Raw genomic sequence first — 18818 nt, forward strand, 5'->3', positions numbered from 1 at the left:
ACCCCAAACTGCTATTTACTTTCAAATTATTGTACATTCTGTGAAAAATATTTGCAAGACACCGCATTTTAGTCCACTATTCAATTGCCTAAAAATATCGCAAATAGTAACATATCTACATAGTAAACTCTAAAGGAAAAGAGCAAATGAAAAGAAATATAACCATAGGCATACTTGCCCATGTTGATGCGGGAAAGACCACTCTTTCGGAGAGTCTTTTGTATCTTTCAGGGAAGATCAAAAAGCTTGGAAGAGTCGATCACAAAGACACTTTCCTTGATACATACGAACTCGAAAGATCCCGCGGAATAACTATTTTTTCCAAGCAGGCTATTTTTGATTACAACGACATAAGTATCAATCTTCTTGATACTCCCGGACATACAGACTTCTCTCCCGAAATGGAACGGACTCTGCAGGTTCTTGATATTGCCATTCTTATAATCAGTGCTCCGGACGGCGTTACTTCACAGGCCAAGATGTTGTTTAAGCTCTTGGAACATTACAATGTTCCTACCGTGATATTCGTAAACAAAACCGACCAGCCCGGCACCGATATCTCTTCTACAACCTCTTCTATCAGGGATAATCTCTCATCTTCATGCACCTCTTTTAATGAAGATCTGCCTGAAGATGAATTTCATGAAGAACTTGCCATGTGCGACGAAGAGCTGTTATCAAGTTATCTCGAAGGAAATAAGATAACTTCGGAAGACATAATCCGCCTCATAAGAAAAAGAAAATGTTTCCCCATTCTCTTTGGCTCCGCCCTTAAAAACAACGGTGTCCAAAAGCTTTTGAATCTTATCTGCCTTGCTGCCCCGAGCCTTTCTTCTGAAGCCAAAAACTCTGACGGAACGCCAAAAGAATTCGGCGCACGCATATACAAGATAAGCAGGGACAACGCAGGAAACCGACTTACGCATATCAAGATAACAAGCGGTGTTCTGAATGTCAGAGACAGCATTCGTGGTGAAAAAATCGATCAGATACGCCTTTATTCAGGCGATAAATTTGAGCCCGTACCAAGCGCATATGCCGGTATGGTCTGCGCCGTAACCGGTCTGTCCAAGACAAGAGCCGGTGAAGGACTCGGCATTTTGGAAGGAAGCAATGTTTCGGAAATCCTTCAGCCCATCTTATCCTGCACCCTGCTTCTTCCCGAAGACATTAATCCAATTCCCGTATACAAGCAGCTCAAGCTCCTTGAAGAGGAAGAGCCGATGCTCCGGGTAACTTCGCTTGAAGAGACGGGACAGATTGAAATCCAGATAATGGGCGAAGTTCAAAAAGAGATACTTCGGCATATGCTGAAAACGCGTTTTGATATCGATGCGGAATTTGGCCCCGGACACACTGTATATAAGGAAACAATCGCTAATACTGTAGAAGGCGTAGGACACTTTGAACCGCTACGTCACTATGCAGAAGTACATCTTCTTATGGAACCCGGAGAACCGGGAAGCGGACTTGTCTTTTCATCAGATTGTCCGACCGATGACCTCGCACTTAACTGGCAGCGCCTTATCCTGACTCACCTTGGTGAAAAGAAGCATCGCGGTGTTCTGACAGGTTCCGAGATAACGGATATGAAGATCACACTCATCGCCGGGAAAGCCCATGAAAAGCATACCGAGGGCGGTGATTTCAGGCAGGCAACCTACCGAGCCATAAGGCAGGGACTCATGCAGGCCGATTCCGTGCTTCTCGAGCCGATACTTGATTACAGGATAGAGCTTCCGCAGGACTGCGTGGGAAGAGCCCTGACAGATATACAGATGATGAACGGTACCGTGGGGCTTCCGGATATTGAAGGTGACAGATCGGTACTTACGGGAACCGTACCCGCTGCCTGTCTCGGAGAATATGCACATGAACTTTCCGCTTATACAAGAGGTGAAGGTCATATCTTTACTACCCTTCACGGATACGGACCTTGCCATAACGCAGAGGAAGTGATCGCATCTTCAGGCTATGACCCGGATCTGGATAATGACAATCCCTCTTCTTCGGTATTTTGCATGCACGGAGCGGCAACCTTGATACCCTGGGATGAAGCGCCAAGCCATATGCATATAAATACAAAAAAGTCAAATTATGCATCATCGGATGCAATCACGGATCTCACCCAAGATATTGATCCGGAGGCCATCCGAAGGCTAAACAACAGAAAATCTCAAGAAGACACACGTTCTTTTGCAGAGAAACAAAAAGACTATTTTGCAACAGAAAATGAATTAAAATACATTTTTGAACGAACTTACGGTGAAATAAAACCGCGATACACAGATGACAGATCTGTTCTTGCCCCGCAAGATGGCATTGCTGCAGATAATAACAGAGATCTTGCTGTAGAGCAGGAAAAGACCAATAAACATCGAAATATGGCCGCAGCCGAAAAAGCCGCTCTGGAAGCATCCAAACATTATCTCCTTGTTGACGGATACAACGTGATATACGCTTCCGAAGAGCTCAAGGACCTTGCGCGAAAAGACCTGAAAGCCGCAAGAGACTCGCTTGTCGATATACTCTCAAACTTTCAGGGATACAGACGTGAAGAAGTTCTCCTTGTATTTGACGCCTATAAGGTTCCGGGCGGAAAAGAGCATATAGATAAGATCGGCAACCTGACAGTGATATATACCAAAGAAGCCGAGACTGCCGACCAATACATTGAAAAAGCAGCTCATGAAATCAGCAAGAAATACCGCGTGACCGTTGCCACCTCTGATGCGATAGAGCAAGTCATCGTATTCAGCGCAGGTGCGATCAGAATGTCCGCCTCGGAATTCTGGAAAGAAGTCGAAGCAACCCGCCAATCTATACTCGATAAGATTTTGGAAAAAAAGCATAAATTTTAGAAAAATATCATTAACTTTTTTACTAAATTGCCGATATAATTATATAATTATAATAGACTGACACGGAGGTAATTGTTTCTATGAAGGAAAAACGTAAACCTAAGTTTCACGCCAGCATGTCTGCAGTTCTGTTGATGGTTACAATACCGCTTATAATCGCACTTGTAGGCAGTATTATATTCAGTAATGTCCAAATGAAGAACATCGAGAAAACTGACGAAGAAATCTACTACGATATGCTTTATACCATCAATTTTGAATTGGTCAATGCCGATCGAGACCTCAATGAAGCAATGCTTTCGATATCACGATATCTGTCAGAATTTAAGTTTGCCAATATGAGCCTTCTTACCGAATATATGGAAAACACCAGAAATTGCATCACTTCTACAAGTGACAGGGTAAATGCCGCAAATGAGCTTGCCCAGCGCAATTCCTATCTATACAACACTATCACATCTGATTCCGGAGCTACTTTCTCTGCAACCTACGAATCTTTCGTTACAGCTTTGGCTGTATGGCAGGACGATTACGACCAGACTCTCGGAACAGGTTCGGATGAGTACAACGCAGGTTCAGGTGAGATCAAGAAGCTTACGGATGACTTTGCCGTAGCAAGAGGATATCTTACCGAAATGACCAAAATTGCCGAGAAATGGGCAAATGATGAGAAAGAAATGAACAATGCCGCAATAAACAGAAGCATCATCATCAGCTCATCTTTATTCGGTATTATTGCTGCTGTACTTCTTGTCTTCACGATCATTATGCTCATCAATATCGTAAACAACTTAAAAAGTATATCTCGCGCAGTAAAGAATATTGCAACCGGAGATTTCGTTACAAAGATAAGACCAAACAGCATTATAAAAGACTTCAACAATATTGCCGCTTCTCTTGAAGGAATGAGACACGAACTCAGACACGCCCTTCTTAAAGTCATCAACCACGCTGACACAGTAAACAGCAAGGCAGAACTTGCAAAAGATTCAATTACAAGTTCTCAGAAGACCACAACAGATATAAGCTCTGCGGTAAACGATCTTGCATCAGGTGCTACCGCTATGGCTGAAGATGTTCAGAGCACATCTTCCATCACTATCAACATCGGTTCTTCTGTCGACAGCGTACTTGATTCAGCAAACTCAAACCTCGAGAAAGGCCGTCTTGTTTATAACGAATCTACCAAGGTTAAAGAACAGCTTGAGCAGATCAAGATTCAGGATCAGAAGACAGACGAAATGGCCGGACGTGTTGCAGAGTCAGTTAATGAGACAGCAAATGTTGTTGAACAGATTTCCACAGCTGCTGAATCTATTATTTCAATCGCAAGCCAGACAAACCTTCTTGCGCTCAACGCTTCTATCGAGGCTGCAAGAGCCGGTGAGGCAGGAAAAGGTTTTGCGGTTGTAGCAGACAACATCAAGAACCTTGCAGGTGACACAAATGCCCTTGCAGGCGAGATCACCAACATGCTTTCAACAATTACCGACTATTCAAATACAAACAAAGAACTTACCGAAAGTATCAAGACTGCCACTACAAATGAAGCTGCTGCCCTTGAAGCAATGAGCGAATCATTCGATGAAATGCTCAGACTCCTTCAGGAAACCGAAGAAGGTAACAAGCAGATTGCAAACCTCGTTGAGATGATGAACTCCGATAAAGAGAACATCCTTAACTCTATCGAGTCACTTTCAAGTATATCCGAGGAGAATGCCGCTTCCACCCAGGAAACAAGCGCATCACTTATGGAACTTGATACCAACATGGAATCTGTCGTAAGTCAGGCAAGAGATCTCCAGCAGATTGCCGAAGAGCTTACCGCAAACGTTAAGTACTTCAAGATTCAGATTCCGGCAGATATAAATGCTTCCGCGGAAACACCTTCAAGAAAACAGCCTTCCAAGAAGAAAGCTTTCAAAAAAGATGCAACCGCAAAAGACTCGACCATAAAATAAGATAAAAATATGAAAGGAGAAAAACTTTCGTACAAACGATAAGTTTTTCTCCTTTTTAATTTGATAAAGAATGTATTACCGGATCATATATCCATGAACGTATCAATCACGCGTTGTGCTCCATAAGGTAATCATTAAGCGCATCTACTATCTCTTCACTGTCAATGCCGTGTACCGCACATGCCTCTGCAAGTGTTTCCATCTGGGAAGCAGGACAATAAATACATCCCATTCCGCACTCCATCAAAAACTGTGAAGCAAGCGGATGCTTTACCAAAAGATCTCCGACCAACATATCGGTAGTAACAAGTGCCTCAGCACCTGATTCGTTTTTTACTTCTTCGTTTGCCAATTTAATCTCCTCACTTTCACTATTGCGTTGTTCTTCATCATTTCCAAAGAACAGATCCTTTAAACTGCTCATATGCACTCCGTTCTAAAAAGTCAATCACTCATAATAAATTGTGCAAAATCATTTTAGCGCACACTTTTATTTCCCGCAAGTATGTTTTTTCACATTATAATACAATTCCTGCCATTATAACGCTCATCATGCTTTCCATGACTTCTTCGTAGCTAAGTCCTGTATCCATCACTTCTTTGGACGTTATAAACTGCACAGTACACCCTATTATCATAAGACGGATAAATACAAGAGGAACATCTTTTATCAGCTTCTTTTCTATAGCCTCGGCAAAAAGCTTGTCTGCATTCCCCCAGCTATTGTCAATCTTGTGCACTATATGATCATAGACGTCCGGATACTTGTCCTTTATCTGATAAGCTTTTATAAAATCAATATCTTTATATTTATCAGGAAGGCATAACACAACACGCCTGATCTTTTCCAAAAGATCGAGAGAATCATCTGCGATTATTTCTTCTTCTTTTTCGCGGATTGCATCAAAAACATAATCAACAACACTCTTAAGCAGCTCTTCTTTATTTCCAAATTGCTTATAAACCGTCTTCTTGCTTATATGCATTCCTTCTACGAGATCATCAAGCGTGAACTTGAGCCCGTCTTTATTAAATCGCTCTATTGTTTCGTCAATAATTCTTTCCTTAATATCATCCATGCGATCATCCTCCCGGATATTTCACATATTATGCAGCCTAAGATTTATTAAAACTTCTCCAAAACAGCCTTCAGATACTCCCAGACATTCTTTGCCGACTGAACCGACAATTTCTCCTTTGCCGAATGGATATCATCCATATCGGGGCCTATGGATATGCAATCAAGGTCTTCTATCTTGTTGCTGATAATTCCGCATTCAAGACCTGCATGTATAGCCTGAAGTACAGGCTCTTTTCCGTATAGTTCTTTATATACAGCCACCATATGATCTCTAAGCTCAGAAGTACGTCTATACTTCCATCCGGGGTATTCTCCGGTAATATAAGTCTTCGCACCAAAGGCTTCCGCCACAGTTTCAAGCTTCCTTATAAGCATCTCCTTGGATGATCCGACACTGCTTCTGAGAGACTGAACAGTCTGTGCCATATCTTCAGTTGTCTTTACAATACCGATATTTACTGATGTCTCAACAAGCCCTTCAATCGCCGCGCTCATAGCAAGCACGCCGTTAGGCATTGAAATTATCATCTTTAAGAACTTCCCTGCGCTTTCCTTATCGATGCAATCCTCTTCCGCTTTTCCTACTTCGGTAAAAGAAATTGATACATCGGGATCTTTTATATCAAGCTCACCTTTCACGTTCTCCTGCGTCTGTGCAACGCTTTCTCTGACTTTTTCGATATCTTTTTCAGGAATAATGACAGTTGCCATAGATGCAAAAGGTATCGCATTATCCGCAAATCCGCCGTTAAAATCTACTATGTGAAGCTCAGCCTCATCCATTGCCTCAAGCATAGTCCTTGCACATAATATATCAGCATTTCCTCTTCCATGCCTTATCATTTCTCCGGAATGACCGCCCTTAAGTCCCGCGATCTCAATCTTACACTTGATGCCCGAAACCTTCTCACGTTTGATGGCAATTTCAGAGTAAAATGTACCGCCGCCGGCACAGCTTGTAATAAACTCGCCCTCTTTTTCATTGTCTATATTGATCATCTTCCTGCCTTTGAGCATAGACAGATCAAGCTCTGTAGCGCCGAGCATACCGATTTCTTCATTTGTTGTGATCACAGCTTCAATCGGAGGGTGAGGAATATCATTTGAATCAAGAAGTGCCAGGATATAAGCCACCGCAATTCCGTCATCTCCGCCAAGGCTTGTGCCATCAGCCCAGATGTACTCTCCGTCTGTCTTTACCCTAAGACCTTCTTTAGCCATATCTATATCGCAATCATCTTCTTTTACAGCGACCATATCCATATGTCCCTGAAGAATAACCGGTTCCTTATCCTCATATCCCTTTGAACCCGGAGCTTTAATGATGACATTTAGTGCATCGTCACATATAACTTCCAGATTTCTTTCCTTTGCAAAAGAGACAAGATAAGCGCTTATCTGCTCCAAATTTCTGGACCCGTGCGGGATATTACATATTTCCTCAAAAAAATGAAAAACCTCTTTGGGTTCTAAGTTCTCTAATACTGACATTTGTTACCTCCATAGCTAGTGCTGCTGTCACTGAATTTGCCACAAGCTTATTAAGTTCTTATGAACAAAGAGTCGCTCGCGACTCTTTGCGCGCCGATGCGCGCAAGCTTTAGCTTGCATAATTCATCTGCGCATCGGTCGCATCCCTGCGGAGCTTTTTTATTGAATAGGGAATTTCAGAGAAATTTCCTATTCAATAAAAAAAGAAGTCTCGAATGAGACTTCTTTATTCTATCGCAACAATATCGTTTTATCAACGCATGTTTTAACTTATTATGCAATCTTTGTCTTTGCAAGCTCTGCAAGTGTCTTGAATCCCTCAGGATCGTTAACTGCGAGCTCAGCGAGCATCTTTCTGTTGATGTCTACGCCTGCAAGCTTAAGACCATGCATCATGTTGCTGTATGAAAGACCGTTGATTCTAGCTGCAGCATTGATACGTGTAATCCAGAGAGATCTCATATCTCTCTTCTTCTGCTTACGTCCTGCGAATGCAGAAGTAAGTGCTCTCATAACTGACTGCTTTGCAACTCTATACTGCTTTGATCTTGCTCCTCTGTAACCTTTTGCAAGTTTTAATACTCTATTGTGCTTTTTCTTGGCATTTAATGCGCCTTTAACTCTTGCCATTTAAATATCCTCCTAAAATTTTTAAAAAACATTTTGCAAACCGTTGATGCCATAACTCACACTAAGCTTGATAAAACCTCGCTATGTGTTCTGCTTATGGGATATATACTAAATTCGACAAAACCTCATGTAAGTATATCCCCATAGCTCGATAAAACCTCGCTAAGTGCTCTGATTAAGCGTAAGGAAGAATGCTCTTCATTGCCTTTACATTTGTAGAATCAACAAGTCCTGCATGTCTCAAATTTCTCTTTCTCTTTGTGGACTTCTTTGTCAAGATGTGGCGCTTATACGCTTTGTTTCTCATAAGCTTGCCTGTGCCAGTAACCTTAAATCTCTTGGCAGCAGCTCTCTTTGTTTTCATCTTTTGCTGCATAACTAAATCCTCCTGTGAATCTTAAGTTTATTCTATATTGTTCAACCAAAAATACTGGTAAAAACCTTAGTTCTTCTTCTCTGTAAGGAACATTGCCATGCTACGTCCCTCAACCTTAGGCTGCTTCTCAATAACAGCAATATCATTAAGCGCCTCGGCAAAATCTGTAAGAATATGTACGCTTGCTCCCATGTGAGCCATCTCACGTCCACGGAAACGAAGTGTTACCTTTACACGATTTCCTTTTTCAAGGAACTTCTTGGCAGCATTAACCTTTGTGTTAAGGTCATTCTTGTCGATATTGGGAGAAAGTCTGATCTCCTTAATCTCTACAGTCTTCTGCTTCTTTCTTGCTTCTTTTTCTTTGCGAAGCTGCTCATATTTAAACTTACCATAATCAACAACTCTGCAAACAGGTGGCTTAGCATTTGGAGCGATCATAACAAGATCCACACCCGCATCATCAGCTATCTTTCTGGCATCCTGGATTGACATTACCCCGAGCTGTTCGCTCTCTACTCCGATTACACGAACTTCCTTAGCTCTAATCTGTTCATTGATAAATAACTCGCTAATGGCTTTATCCTCCGCAAAATAAAAAAAAGTGAATACGCAATGTATCCACTTTTCTAGTCATAATAAAAAACCTGATGGTATTATTCTTGAAAAGATATTAACGCCTGCTGGCTATGCCGCAGGGTGAGAGTGGATACTCTGCTTTGTTATCAAATACTAAAGTAATATATCACAGTAAAAAGTCTCTGTCAACTTTTTATTTCAATTCTTATTCAATTATCATTTTGTCTTTACAGGGATAAGCAACAGATCGTTTGTTCCAAAGAACAGGCTGTTTCTTATCATACCGATCCTATAAAGATTCAATATGTAGAACATCGCACAAAATACGGTTATCAGGCCAAAAGTACTGATAAGCTCCTCAACTGTCGGTGGATATCCACGACGCCTCGTATAATTTCCGACATATTCTGCGATCTCTGCTTCAAATCCACGCATGATTTCCTATACCTCCCCTCTGTGGTTTAAATAGTAGATGCTAATAATATTACAGGAGGAATGTTTCTAATTTGTGGAGTAAAAATAAAAACAATATAAACAAATTTTGTCATTGCCAAGCCGGTGCCCGATACGCATGTAATCCTTTTATTATGCTACTATTTGCAATCTTGTTTTATCAATACGTAGCGCCTTCAACTTCACTCGCCGGAAGTTCTGTTTCTGCCTTCTCGGTAGCGGTAGCTGTATCTGTATTATCATCAGACTCGGTATTTACAACAGTTTCTACTATTCCGATTGCTTCTGCCTCAGACCAATCTGACTGCTCAGCCTCCTGTCCGCAAGCCATAATTGAAACTGCCATAACAGATGCAGCCATGATCGCATGAAATCTTTTCATACTTTTTTCTCCTCTCTGTCACAAAACATTTTAGTAATTCCCCCATTATAATTGTTTATTTTTATTTATCATTTACAATACTCTTTTATTATACCTGCGCAATTACGCACTTCAATAGCAATATTTACTAAATTTTTGATTAACATTTCATTTTTCCTTCTATTTCACCTCTTTTGTACGTATCAGCATGATTCCTCATACAACTGTCACTTAACATTGGTGATGTGATATACTTTTGAAATATATTGATGATAATGAGGTGAGATCATTGGAAAACAAAAACGGAAAAGAATTATGGAAGCCCGGAAACATGCTGTATCCCATACCTGCAGTTATGGTCAGCTGCCAAAGGGAAGGCGAGAAGCCAAATATCATTACTGTTGCATGGGCAGGAAATGTTTGCAGCTCACCTGCGATGTTGTCTATATCTGTTCGTAAGGAACGCTACTCTTATGATATTTTGAAAGAGACGGGCGAATTTGTAGTTAATCTCACAAACAGAAAGCTCGCCGCCGCAACCGACTGGTGCGGAGTAAGATCAGGAAAAGATTATGACAAGTTCAAAGAAATGCATCTGACACCGCAAGAGTCCAGATTCGTATCAGCTCCCGGAATCGCAGAGAGCCCCGTAAATATTGAATGCAAAGTAAAAAATATCCTTGAACTCGGAAGTCATGATATGTTTGTGGCCGAAGTACTGGGCGTTACCGTTGATGAAAAATTACTCAACAACAAAGGAAAATTTGACCTGCGCGCCGCAGACCTGATCTCATACTCACACGGAGAATATTTTACTCTCGGTGAAAAGATAGGAAAATTCGGATACAGCGTAGCAAAAAAGAAGACAACAAAAAGGAAAAAATGAAATATTTTTTATTATACATAAAAGAAACTCTCAGATTCGTATTAAAACCGATGTCCTTTCTACCAGCAATAATGATGATGTGCATTATATTTATGCTCTCATCCCAGGAAGGCACGACCAGCAGCCAGCTAAGTTACAAAGTGGGCGTACAGATATTTACCGTTACAAATAAGGTGCTCGATAAAGGCTGGAGCGATGCCCATATCGATCAGCTTTCCACAAAATATCAGTACTATGTCAGAAAAACCGCGCACTACACGGAATACTTCCTTTTGGGAGTATCTGTCGCGTTCCCGCTGTACGTATATGGCGTAAGGGGCATGAAACTGATCATTTTTGCAGGACTTTTCTGCTTTGGATATGCAAGCCTTGATGAATTCCATCAATCCTTTGTCCACGGACGAGGGCCATCGCCCAAAGATGTAATGATAGACTCCTGCGGAGCCCTTACCGGAATAATACTCACAAGAATTGTCGGCTGGACAGGAAGAATGACCATTTTCAAACCGCTGTCCAATCATAAGGATGAAGACACTAACAAGGACAAAGGCAAAAGAAAAAATAAAAAGATTCACCAAAAGCCATTAATAAAGTCTTATTTTGGGGACGTGATATCTATGTCGGCACTCCCGGCTAAAGATACAACTTTAAATATCAAAATAGACAAACAGAAAAAAGCCCGCTTGGAAGAACTCTATGCCAATCATGGAATGACCATTGAAGATGCAGTAGATGTTTTCTTTGAAAAGACTCTTACAGAAGGAAGAATACCTTTTAATACAATGTCTTCAAAGTATAATAAAGACAATATTACTTCTATCAATAAATCCAAAAATATGGTGCCCCAAAAGGCAGAATCAAGGTATTATGACTCTGCAAAAGAGATGTATAATAAGCCTAAATTCTGATCTGTTCAAGAATTATTAAGACCGCTTTAATTTGCGGTCTTTTGTTTTTGCAATAAGAGCCTATCCCGAAAATCGTAAAAACTCTTTTATAATTATTCTTTACAAGCCCAAAATGCTATGATATAATTTCATTCGTTGGTGCGACATGTGCCGACAAACCGTATATATAGGGGAATCATACAATGGCTAGTATGCCGGTCTCCAAAACCGCTCATGGGGGTTCGAATCCCTCTTCCCCTGTCAAAAAGCTTGAAAACAGATTGTTTTCAAGCTTTTTTATTTGAAATATCAAATAAAAAACGCTCCGCTATGGATGCGACCGATGCGCAGATGAATTATGCAAGCTAAAGCTTGCGCGCATCGGCGCGCAAAGAGTTGCAAAGCAACTCTTTGTTCTTTCCAATACAATTACACAAAGCCGGATCTCACGATCCGGCCTTTAATTATTTCAGATATTCCCCCATCGGAATCCAATCCATCTTAACCTTTCTTTGTTCCCACTTACCATAACCATATTCCTCATCATAGATAAAATCCTCATCAGATATACTATTCTCTGGAAGCTTCGCCATCTCATCAAGATCAGTGATTGGCCCCATCACATGAACCGGTCTCTCCCAATAACCGTAAAACTCATCCTCTGTAAATCCAATTTCTCCCCAATCCACACTCTCTGCACCCTTTAATCCCGACGCATCAAAATGAATTCTCCATATTCCGCCGTAAGCAGCTCCACCGCTACCATAATGATAAATACAACCATCCGATCCAAGGTAGTAATATGTCCTGCATCCGCCCTCACATATCTTGATTGGCTTCCCGTCAACAAGTGCATATGCTCTTTCAAAATTATTCACATAATCATCTTCCGGATCGCTGCCATGCAACACACCAAATATCAACTCAAAGACACCGTCACTGTCCAGATCCACATATGTATATCCAACATTTAAAATATCAAAACCATAATCCATCTCAAAATTAGATCCGGTTTTTACAACCTTCTCCTCCTTTGTATCCCTGTATAAAAGATTGGATGAAACCGCCTGATTGGAAGGAATGTAGCTTTGATCCATAAAGCTGCTATCCTCTTCATTAGATTTTATAAGCTCTTCAAATGCTTCCGCATACAATTCGTTATACTTAGCAATAACGCTCTCATCTTTTAATGAATATGTATACACACCAGATTCCTCCTTGAGATAAGTGGTGTCATACTTAACCTCAACCGTGCTTGCAGATTCCTTGGTAACATCTTCGGTAGAAGCCGTTGCAGCTGCCATCGATTGTTCTTCTGTCACACTATCGGATACTTCTTCCGTTTCAGTCGTCCCAGCTGTAGCAGGCGCCTCAGTATCCTCGGCACTTCTTCCGCACGCCGAAACAGTCATCACCATGATCATCAGTAAAACACTTACAAACTTACTTTTCATACACTCATCCTCTTTCTGTATAAATCTCTCCAATAGACCATAGTAGCATATCTCCCGCTATTTCTTAAGAAAAATTAAGAATAATCTACAACAGTTCTTAATATTTGTCTGATATCATGGATTAAGTCGACGATCTTTCAATGATCATTCTATGTCGATGCATGGCGGATTCGCCAAATCTATTTTTTCAGGAGGAGCTGCATGAACAGCAAAACTAATCTATCTAAATTATTTCCAATGATCAAAACAAAGGAGCAGATTCTTGAAGAAATCAATTCAAATGATACTCTTCGCGAAAAATTTGAAACCTGGTCTGAAGATCAAAAGGAGGACTTTCTATCTATATGTACCGGAAGCAAAGGTGTAAAGATGCTCTATGACTGCTATTTCAAAGAAATCCTCAATCCAGAGTACACGCCTGAACGCTTGTCAGCATTATTAAGTATCATTATCGGTAAAAAAGTCACTGTAAAATATCAACTTCCGAATGACAACACACGTATCGGAGATGAACTGTCTCTTGTCATTACCGATATAGTTGTCGAACTCGAGGACGGAACTCTTGCCAATATTGAAGTTCAAAAACTAGGTTACGCTTTCACAGGAGAAAGAGCATCTTGCTATTCAGCAGACTTACTGCTTCGTCAATACAAAAGAGTAAGAGATGCGCTTAAAAAAAATTTTTCTTACAAAAACATTGCTCCGGTATACACTATCGTATTCCTCGAAAGTAGTCCAAAACCATTTAAGGATTACAAAGATATCTTTATCCACAAATTCTCAGCTGTATCTGATAGCGGTCTTGAGCTTAACATGCTTCAAAACTATGTATTTATCCCTGTTGATATTTTCCTTGAAAAACTCCATAATAGTGGTATACAAAGCGAATTAGATGCATGGCTTACATTTATTGGATGCGATGAGCCTGAGTTCATTATCAAATTGATTGAAAAGTATCCTTTCTTTAAAGCAATGTATCAGGATTTATATAACATGTGTCTAAACACAGAAAGGATGATGAATATGTTCTCTGAGGAGCTTAGGATACTTGATCGTAACACAGTTAAATACATGATTGATGAGCTTCAAGAGGAACTTGATGATACTAAGACTCAACTTTCTGATACCAAGTCGCAGCTTACCGATGCACAAAAGCTGCTCTCTGACGCAAACTCTCAGCTTTTAGATAAAGAAGCCACTATCGCCAAGCTGCAGGAAGAGCTTCAAAAATATCAAAGCAAATAAATTTGCAATGCCGGATTCCACGATCCGGCCTCTCATCATTTCAGATATTCCCCCATCGGAATCCAATCTATCTTAACCCTTCTTTGTTCCCACTCATCATATAAAGCACTAGATATACTATTTTCAGGCAACTTCGCCATTTCATCAAGATTAGTGATCGGCCCCATCACATGAACAGGCCTCTCCCAATAACCATAAAACTCATCATCTACAAATCCAATCTCTCCCCAGTCTACACTCTCTGCACCCTTTAATCCTGACGCATCAAAATGAACTCTCCATATTCCGCTGTAATCAGCTCCGCAGCTACCATAATAATAAATACAGCCATCCGATCCAAGATAGTAATATGACCTGCGTCCGCCCTCACATATCTTGATAGGCTTTCCGTCAACAAGCGTATATGCCCTTTCAAAATTATTCACATAATCATCTTCCGGATAACTGCCATGCAACACGCCAAATATCAATTCAAAGACACCGTCACTGTCCAGATCCACATATGTATATCCAACATTTAAAATATCAAAACCATAATCCATCTCAAAATTAGATCCGGTTTTTACAACCTTCTCCTCCTTTGTATCCCTGTATAAAAGATTGGATGAAACCGCCTGATTGGAAGGAATGTAGCTTTGATCCATAAAGCTGCTATCCTCTTCATTAGATTTTATAAGCTCTTCAAATGCTTCCGCATATAATTCGTTATACTTAGCAATAACACTTTCATCTTTTAATGAATATGTATACGCACCTGCTTCCTCCTTTAGATAAGTACAGTCATACTTAATCTCTACCGTGCTTGCAGCTTCCTTGCCAGCATCTTCCGTAGATGCCGTTGCAGCAGCCACTGATTGTTCTTCTGTCACACTATCAGATACCTCTTCCGTTCCGGTCATTCCAACTGTAGCAGGCTCCTCAATCCCCTCGGCACTTCTTCCGCACGCCGAAACAGTCATCACCATGATCATCAGTAAAACACTTACAAACTTATTTTTCATACACTCATCCTCTTTCTGTATAAATCTCTCCAATAGACCATAGTAGCATATCCCCCGCTATTTCTTAAGAAAAATTAAGAATAATCTACAACAGTTCTTAATATTTGTCTGATATCATGGATTGAAGTCCAAAAGATAGGCTACGCCTTCACAGGCGAACGCGCATCCTGCTACTCTGCAGACTTACTGCTACGACAATATAAGCGCATCAGAGATGAAAAGAAAAAGAAATTCTCTTACAAAGACATCTCACCCGTATATACAATCGTTTTTCTGGAAAAATCACCAAGCGCATTCAAAGAATTCAAAGACGATTATATACATAAATTCACTACTGTTTCGGACACAGGTCTTGAACTTAATATGCTTCAAAAATTCATCTTTATCCCCGTTGATATTTTCCTGGAAAAACTCCATAATAGTGGTGTACAGAGCGAATTGGATGCATGGCTTACATTTCTGGGATGTGACGAATCGGAATATATATTGAATCTTATAGATACACATCCCAACTTCAAACCTTTGTACTATGATTTGTATAGTATATGCCAGAACACAGAGAGGATGATGACTATGTTTTTTTCGGAAGAACTTAAAATCTTAGATGATAACACTGTTAAATATATGGTTGATCAACTCGAGGAATCAAACAAAGAAAAAGATGCCACCATAGCTGAGCAAGCAGCCACTATCGCCAAGCTGCAGGAAGAGCTTCAAAAATACCAAAGCAAATAATCACTCAATGTCAAAGACTAACTAATACATTTATGTCCGAAAGTTACGCCCCGCCCCCGAGGTGACAGTTTGGAAATGCACTGTCTTCGGACGAGGATGATGGTTTTCGGAACTTATAAAAAAGCAAATGCCGATTTCTCTGAACAACGTGAAATGAGGCATTTGCTTTTTTATAAGTTTCAGAAAAACACACCGCAGACGTACACAGCACATTTCCAAACTGTCACCTCGGGGGCACTCGTATCTTTCAGCCAATATTTTTTACTTTTCAGCATCGATATTTGCCTGTTACAAAAATTTCATGTCGTAAATTTAAAATGCTGTAATAATCTAACCATAAGTTAGAACACGAAAAGAAAATAAAAATTTTGATTGAGGAGGTATTTAGTTATGGCAAAATTTACGCTTGATGTCCCTGCAGGACCTATTTGGAATCAGCAAGATGCAGAAAAGAAGTGTCCCATTATCTGTGCAGCGCACTTAGGAACATGGAACGGCCAGTGGAAAACTGTTGTGAATGGAGAAATGAGCGTGTGTGGATGCGAATTTGATACCACTAGAACAGGCTCATCCGAATTGCTTATTGATATAATAGCCGGACCTATCTGGGATAATGAAGATGCAAAAGTAAAATGTCCTATCATATGTGAATCTTACGGCGGAGAATGGACCGGCCAGTGGCATACCCCCGAAGAAACCTGGGGAAAGATGAGTGTATGTCAGTGCAAGTTTAAATTCTAAACGACCATACTATTGGGCAATCATCGCATCACACGCTGGAATTCTAACCGCCGGCTATCAAGACGAACTTGAAAAGAATAAAAAAGCCCAAAGCCTGCATAATACATCTATGCCTCTCAAAGACAGCGCGGACCCAAAGGTGACTGTTTGGAAATGCGCTGTCTTCGGACGAGCAAGATGATTTTCAAAATTTCTAAAAACGGGATATGCTGACTGTTCTGAACAACGTGAAAGTCAGCATATCCCGTTTTTAGAAATTAATGAAAATCACTGCGCAGACGTACACAGCGCATTTCCAAACAGTCACCTTTGAGTCCGCGCGTCATTAAAGGCACTCATCTATTCTTCGGCGGAATAAACTTCTCGTGCGTCTCACCGCGTTGTACCCACAGCGGCCTGTAACTTAAATCCTTCATCTTTGCGGAATAGTAAAGGCGCTCAATCCAGTACTCCCGGATTGGCATACCCCTGTATAGAAAAGGATAATTCGGCGCAACCGCAGGCAGATCCTCCACAGTCTTGTATCCTTTATTCAGCATATCCGCTATTACATCTTCATATACTTTATCTAGTTTAATATCAGGCATCATAATACTTTTACCTCTCCTTACACCATACCATCATATCACTTTTTCACAGGGATTATTATCTCTACCGTAGTTCCCCTGTTTGGGAATGATTTAACGTGTATTTCGGCATTTTCCATGATGCGAAGACGCTCTTTGACATTCTTTAATCCATGCATTTCCTTTTCATATTCAGCCGCACCTATAACAGATTCGGTTTCAAATCCAACTCCGTTATCTTTTATGACAATCTTGATATATCCGTTGCCATGAAGCGTACTCACCTTTATCTTGCCCCTTTTACCAGGCGCAAGCTCATTTACACCGTGTCTTACCGCATTTTCAACAACAGGCTGTATCGACAATGCAGGAAGCATAAAATCCGTCTCCCTTATATCATATTCAGTATCAAAAGAATTCTCATTTATGATCTTTTCAATCTCAAGATATGCCTTCGTATGCTCAAACTCTCCCTCAAAAGGAACCATCTCCTCTTTACCGGCCAGATTTACATTTCCCTTGAGATAATCAGAAAGATTTGAAACAAGAACTTTCGCTTTTTTCGTATCCCGATTGCATAGCCCCTCCACATAATCCAGTACTTTGTATAAAAACTGCGGCTGGATCTGTGACAGCGCGATCTTATTTCGCAGATTCGAAAGCTCCGTATCCTGCGTACGTATCATAACCTCCTGCTTGAGAAGATCCTTGACATTATCACTGATTGCCTGGGCAAACATAATAAGCGTGCTGACAAGACACGCGATATTTGCAAGCGAATAGCCATATATAAATATCTGCACAAAAGCTGTAATCACAGGAATAAAGACAAAACTTAGAACAGCAACAAGCCTGTCTTTATCAATCTCTTTTCTCTTCAAAAAGAGATATACACTACCTATCGCCGCTTCAGACATATTGATCAAAGTCCATAGAGCAAATCCCCGTCCTCTTTCATAAAGATTTGTTTCGGGATCTATCCGGTAAATATATCCGTTTCTTTGCGAAAGCATAAGCATAATCTCTGCAAAAATAGCGCAGAAAGTAATCGCATAAAAGATTGTATAGTCTCTTCTTTTTTCATATATGGAAAAAATGACATAAATAGAATAGATAACAGGAAGTATGGCACTTATGACAAACGTAATAAAATTTGCAAAAGAAACCATACCAAAGGCAAATACCCCCGGAACCCCCCTGTAAAACCATGCAAGGGCATCAAAAACAAGCATCACGCCAACCGCAAGCTCAAGAAATGCCAGTGCGCGATACCCTTTTTTGATCACTGTGCGACCTATAAAAAGATAAACAGATGCCAGTAAACAGAACAAAGCGCCCCATGCTTCCAAACCAATAAAGAAAAACTTAGGTTCCATTCACTCATCTCCTCTTAAACGGTTATAATATTATTATAGTCATTTATCTACGAAATATCATCCATATTTTTTCAATCTGTTTTCACTTTTCATTCCTTTGTGATATACTTGCAACAGTGTTTATTATCCACAAA

The 18818-nt window shown here is 40.5% G+C and carries 19 protein-coding genes and 1 tRNA gene; 8 read left to right on the plus strand and 12 right to left on the minus strand.

Annotated elements, in window-relative coordinates; translation table 11 throughout:
• Window positions 1-146 precede the first annotated feature (146 nt).
• On the plus strand, window positions 147-2861 hold the full coding sequence (locus T356_RS19615; protein WP_035781202.1) for a translation factor GTPase family protein: 2715 nt from the start codon (window positions 147-149) through the stop codon (window positions 2859-2861).
• Between the two features lie 80 nt (window positions 2862-2941).
• Entirely contained in the window at window positions 2942-4822 is a 1881-nt protein-coding gene (locus T356_RS0114490) for a methyl-accepting chemotaxis protein (RefSeq protein ID WP_026515105.1), read from the plus strand.
• A gap of 106 nt (window positions 4823-4928) precedes the next feature.
• Here T356_RS0114490 and T356_RS20905 read toward each other — a convergent pair whose 3' ends face one another.
• From T356_RS20905 to T356_RS0114530, 8 genes are all read right to left on the minus strand, one after another.
• A complete protein-coding gene (locus T356_RS20905; protein WP_081777867.1) occupies window positions 4929-5246 on the minus strand; it encodes a DUF1858 domain-containing protein in 318 nt (105 codons plus the stop codon).
• Between the two features lie 94 nt (window positions 5247-5340).
• Window positions 5341-5901 carry a TetR/AcrR family transcriptional regulator gene (locus tag T356_RS0114500; RefSeq protein ID WP_026515107.1) on the minus strand — a complete coding sequence of 187 codons (561 nt, stop codon included), beginning with the start codon at window positions 5899-5901 and terminating at the stop codon, window positions 5341-5343.
• Between the two features lie 47 nt (window positions 5902-5948).
• Window positions 5949-7394 carry an aminoacyl-histidine dipeptidase gene (locus T356_RS0114505; protein ID WP_026515108.1) on the minus strand — a complete coding sequence of 482 codons (1446 nt, stop codon included), beginning with the start codon at window positions 7392-7394 and terminating at the stop codon, window positions 5949-5951.
• A 273-nt stretch (window positions 7395-7667) separates the two neighbouring features.
• Window positions 7668-8024 (minus strand): 50S ribosomal protein L20, encoded by a 357-nt coding sequence (gene rplT / locus T356_RS0114510; protein ID WP_026515109.1) that lies wholly within the window; start codon window positions 8022-8024, stop codon window positions 7668-7670.
• A 175-nt stretch (window positions 8025-8199) separates the two neighbouring features.
• Window positions 8200-8400, minus strand: coding sequence for a 50S ribosomal protein L35 (gene rpmI / locus T356_RS0114515; protein WP_026515110.1), 201 nt, complete (start codon window positions 8398-8400; stop codon window positions 8200-8202).
• A 66-nt stretch (window positions 8401-8466) separates the two neighbouring features.
• Complete coding sequence (infC, locus tag T356_RS0114520; protein ID WP_081777868.1) at window positions 8467-8976, minus strand: translation initiation factor IF-3; 510 nt, start codon at window positions 8974-8976, stop codon at window positions 8467-8469.
• 219 nt (window positions 8977-9195) lie between these two features.
• Window positions 9196-9414 (minus strand): hypothetical protein, encoded by a 219-nt coding sequence (locus T356_RS0114525; RefSeq protein ID WP_026515112.1) that lies wholly within the window; start codon window positions 9412-9414, stop codon window positions 9196-9198.
• Window positions 9415-9592: 178 nt separating this feature from the next.
• Window positions 9593-9814 (minus strand): hypothetical protein, encoded by a 222-nt coding sequence (locus T356_RS0114530; RefSeq protein WP_026515113.1) that lies wholly within the window; start codon window positions 9812-9814, stop codon window positions 9593-9595.
• A gap of 310 nt (window positions 9815-10124) precedes the next feature.
• Here T356_RS0114530 and T356_RS0114535 point away from each other — a divergent pair, with 310 nt between their 5' ends.
• From T356_RS0114535 to T356_RS0114545, 3 genes are all read left to right on the plus strand, one after another.
• Entirely contained in the window at window positions 10125-10679 is a 555-nt protein-coding gene (locus T356_RS0114535; protein ID WP_035781311.1) for a flavin reductase family protein, read from the plus strand.
• The gene (locus T356_RS21340) at window positions 10676-11587 is read left to right on the plus strand and encodes a VanZ family protein (protein ID WP_197020924.1); all 912 of its coding nucleotides are present in this window, start codon (window positions 10676-10678) and stop codon (window positions 11585-11587) included. The genes T356_RS0114535 and T356_RS21340 overlap by 4 nt, the downstream gene beginning before the upstream one ends.
• A 168-nt stretch (window positions 11588-11755) precedes the next feature.
• Window positions 11756-11827: transfer RNA gene (locus T356_RS0114545), tRNA-Trp, on the plus strand.
• Between the two features lie 203 nt (window positions 11828-12030).
• Here T356_RS0114545 and T356_RS0114550 read toward each other — a convergent pair.
• Complete coding sequence (locus T356_RS0114550) at window positions 12031-13020, minus strand: hypothetical protein (protein WP_026515115.1); 990 nt, start codon at window positions 13018-13020, stop codon at window positions 12031-12033.
• Window positions 13021-13221: 201 nt separating this feature from the next.
• Here T356_RS0114550 and T356_RS0114555 point away from each other — a divergent pair, with 201 nt between their 5' ends.
• On the plus strand, window positions 13222-14265 hold the full coding sequence (locus T356_RS0114555) for a PD-(D/E)XK nuclease family transposase (protein WP_026515116.1): 1044 nt from the start codon (window positions 13222-13224) through the stop codon (window positions 14263-14265).
• A 35-nt stretch (window positions 14266-14300) separates the two neighbouring features.
• On the opposite strand, the gene T356_RS0114560 is transcribed toward T356_RS0114555, so the two are convergent.
• The gene (locus T356_RS0114560; RefSeq protein ID WP_026515117.1) at window positions 14301-15266 is read right to left on the minus strand and encodes a hypothetical protein; all 966 of its coding nucleotides are present in this window, start codon (window positions 15264-15266) and stop codon (window positions 14301-14303) included.
• A 120-nt stretch (window positions 15267-15386) separates the two neighbouring features.
• Between T356_RS0114560 and T356_RS21655 the strand changes: the two genes are divergently transcribed.
• Window positions 15387-16001: a hypothetical protein gene (locus T356_RS21655; RefSeq protein ID WP_255346981.1), complete on the plus strand. Its 615-nt coding sequence runs from the start codon at window positions 15387-15389 to the stop codon at window positions 15999-16001.
• Window positions 16002-16391: 390 nt separating this feature from the next.
• Window positions 16392-16742, plus strand: coding sequence for a mannan-binding lectin (locus T356_RS0114570; RefSeq protein ID WP_026515119.1), 351 nt, complete (start codon window positions 16392-16394; stop codon window positions 16740-16742).
• Between the two features lie 335 nt (window positions 16743-17077).
• Here the strand turns inward: T356_RS0114570 and T356_RS0114575 are convergent, their stop codons facing one another.
• The gene (locus T356_RS0114575) at window positions 17078-17332 is read right to left on the minus strand and encodes a hypothetical protein (protein WP_026515120.1); all 255 of its coding nucleotides are present in this window, start codon (window positions 17330-17332) and stop codon (window positions 17078-17080) included.
• Window positions 17333-17367: 35 nt separating this feature from the next.
• A complete protein-coding gene (locus T356_RS0114580; RefSeq protein WP_026515121.1) occupies window positions 17368-18684 on the minus strand; it encodes a sensor histidine kinase in 1317 nt (438 codons plus the stop codon).
• Window positions 18685-18818 lie beyond the last annotated feature (134 nt).

Source organism: Butyrivibrio sp. LB2008 (genome assembly GCF_000621565.1).
GTDB lineage: Bacteria > Bacillota > Clostridia > Lachnospirales > Lachnospiraceae > Butyrivibrio.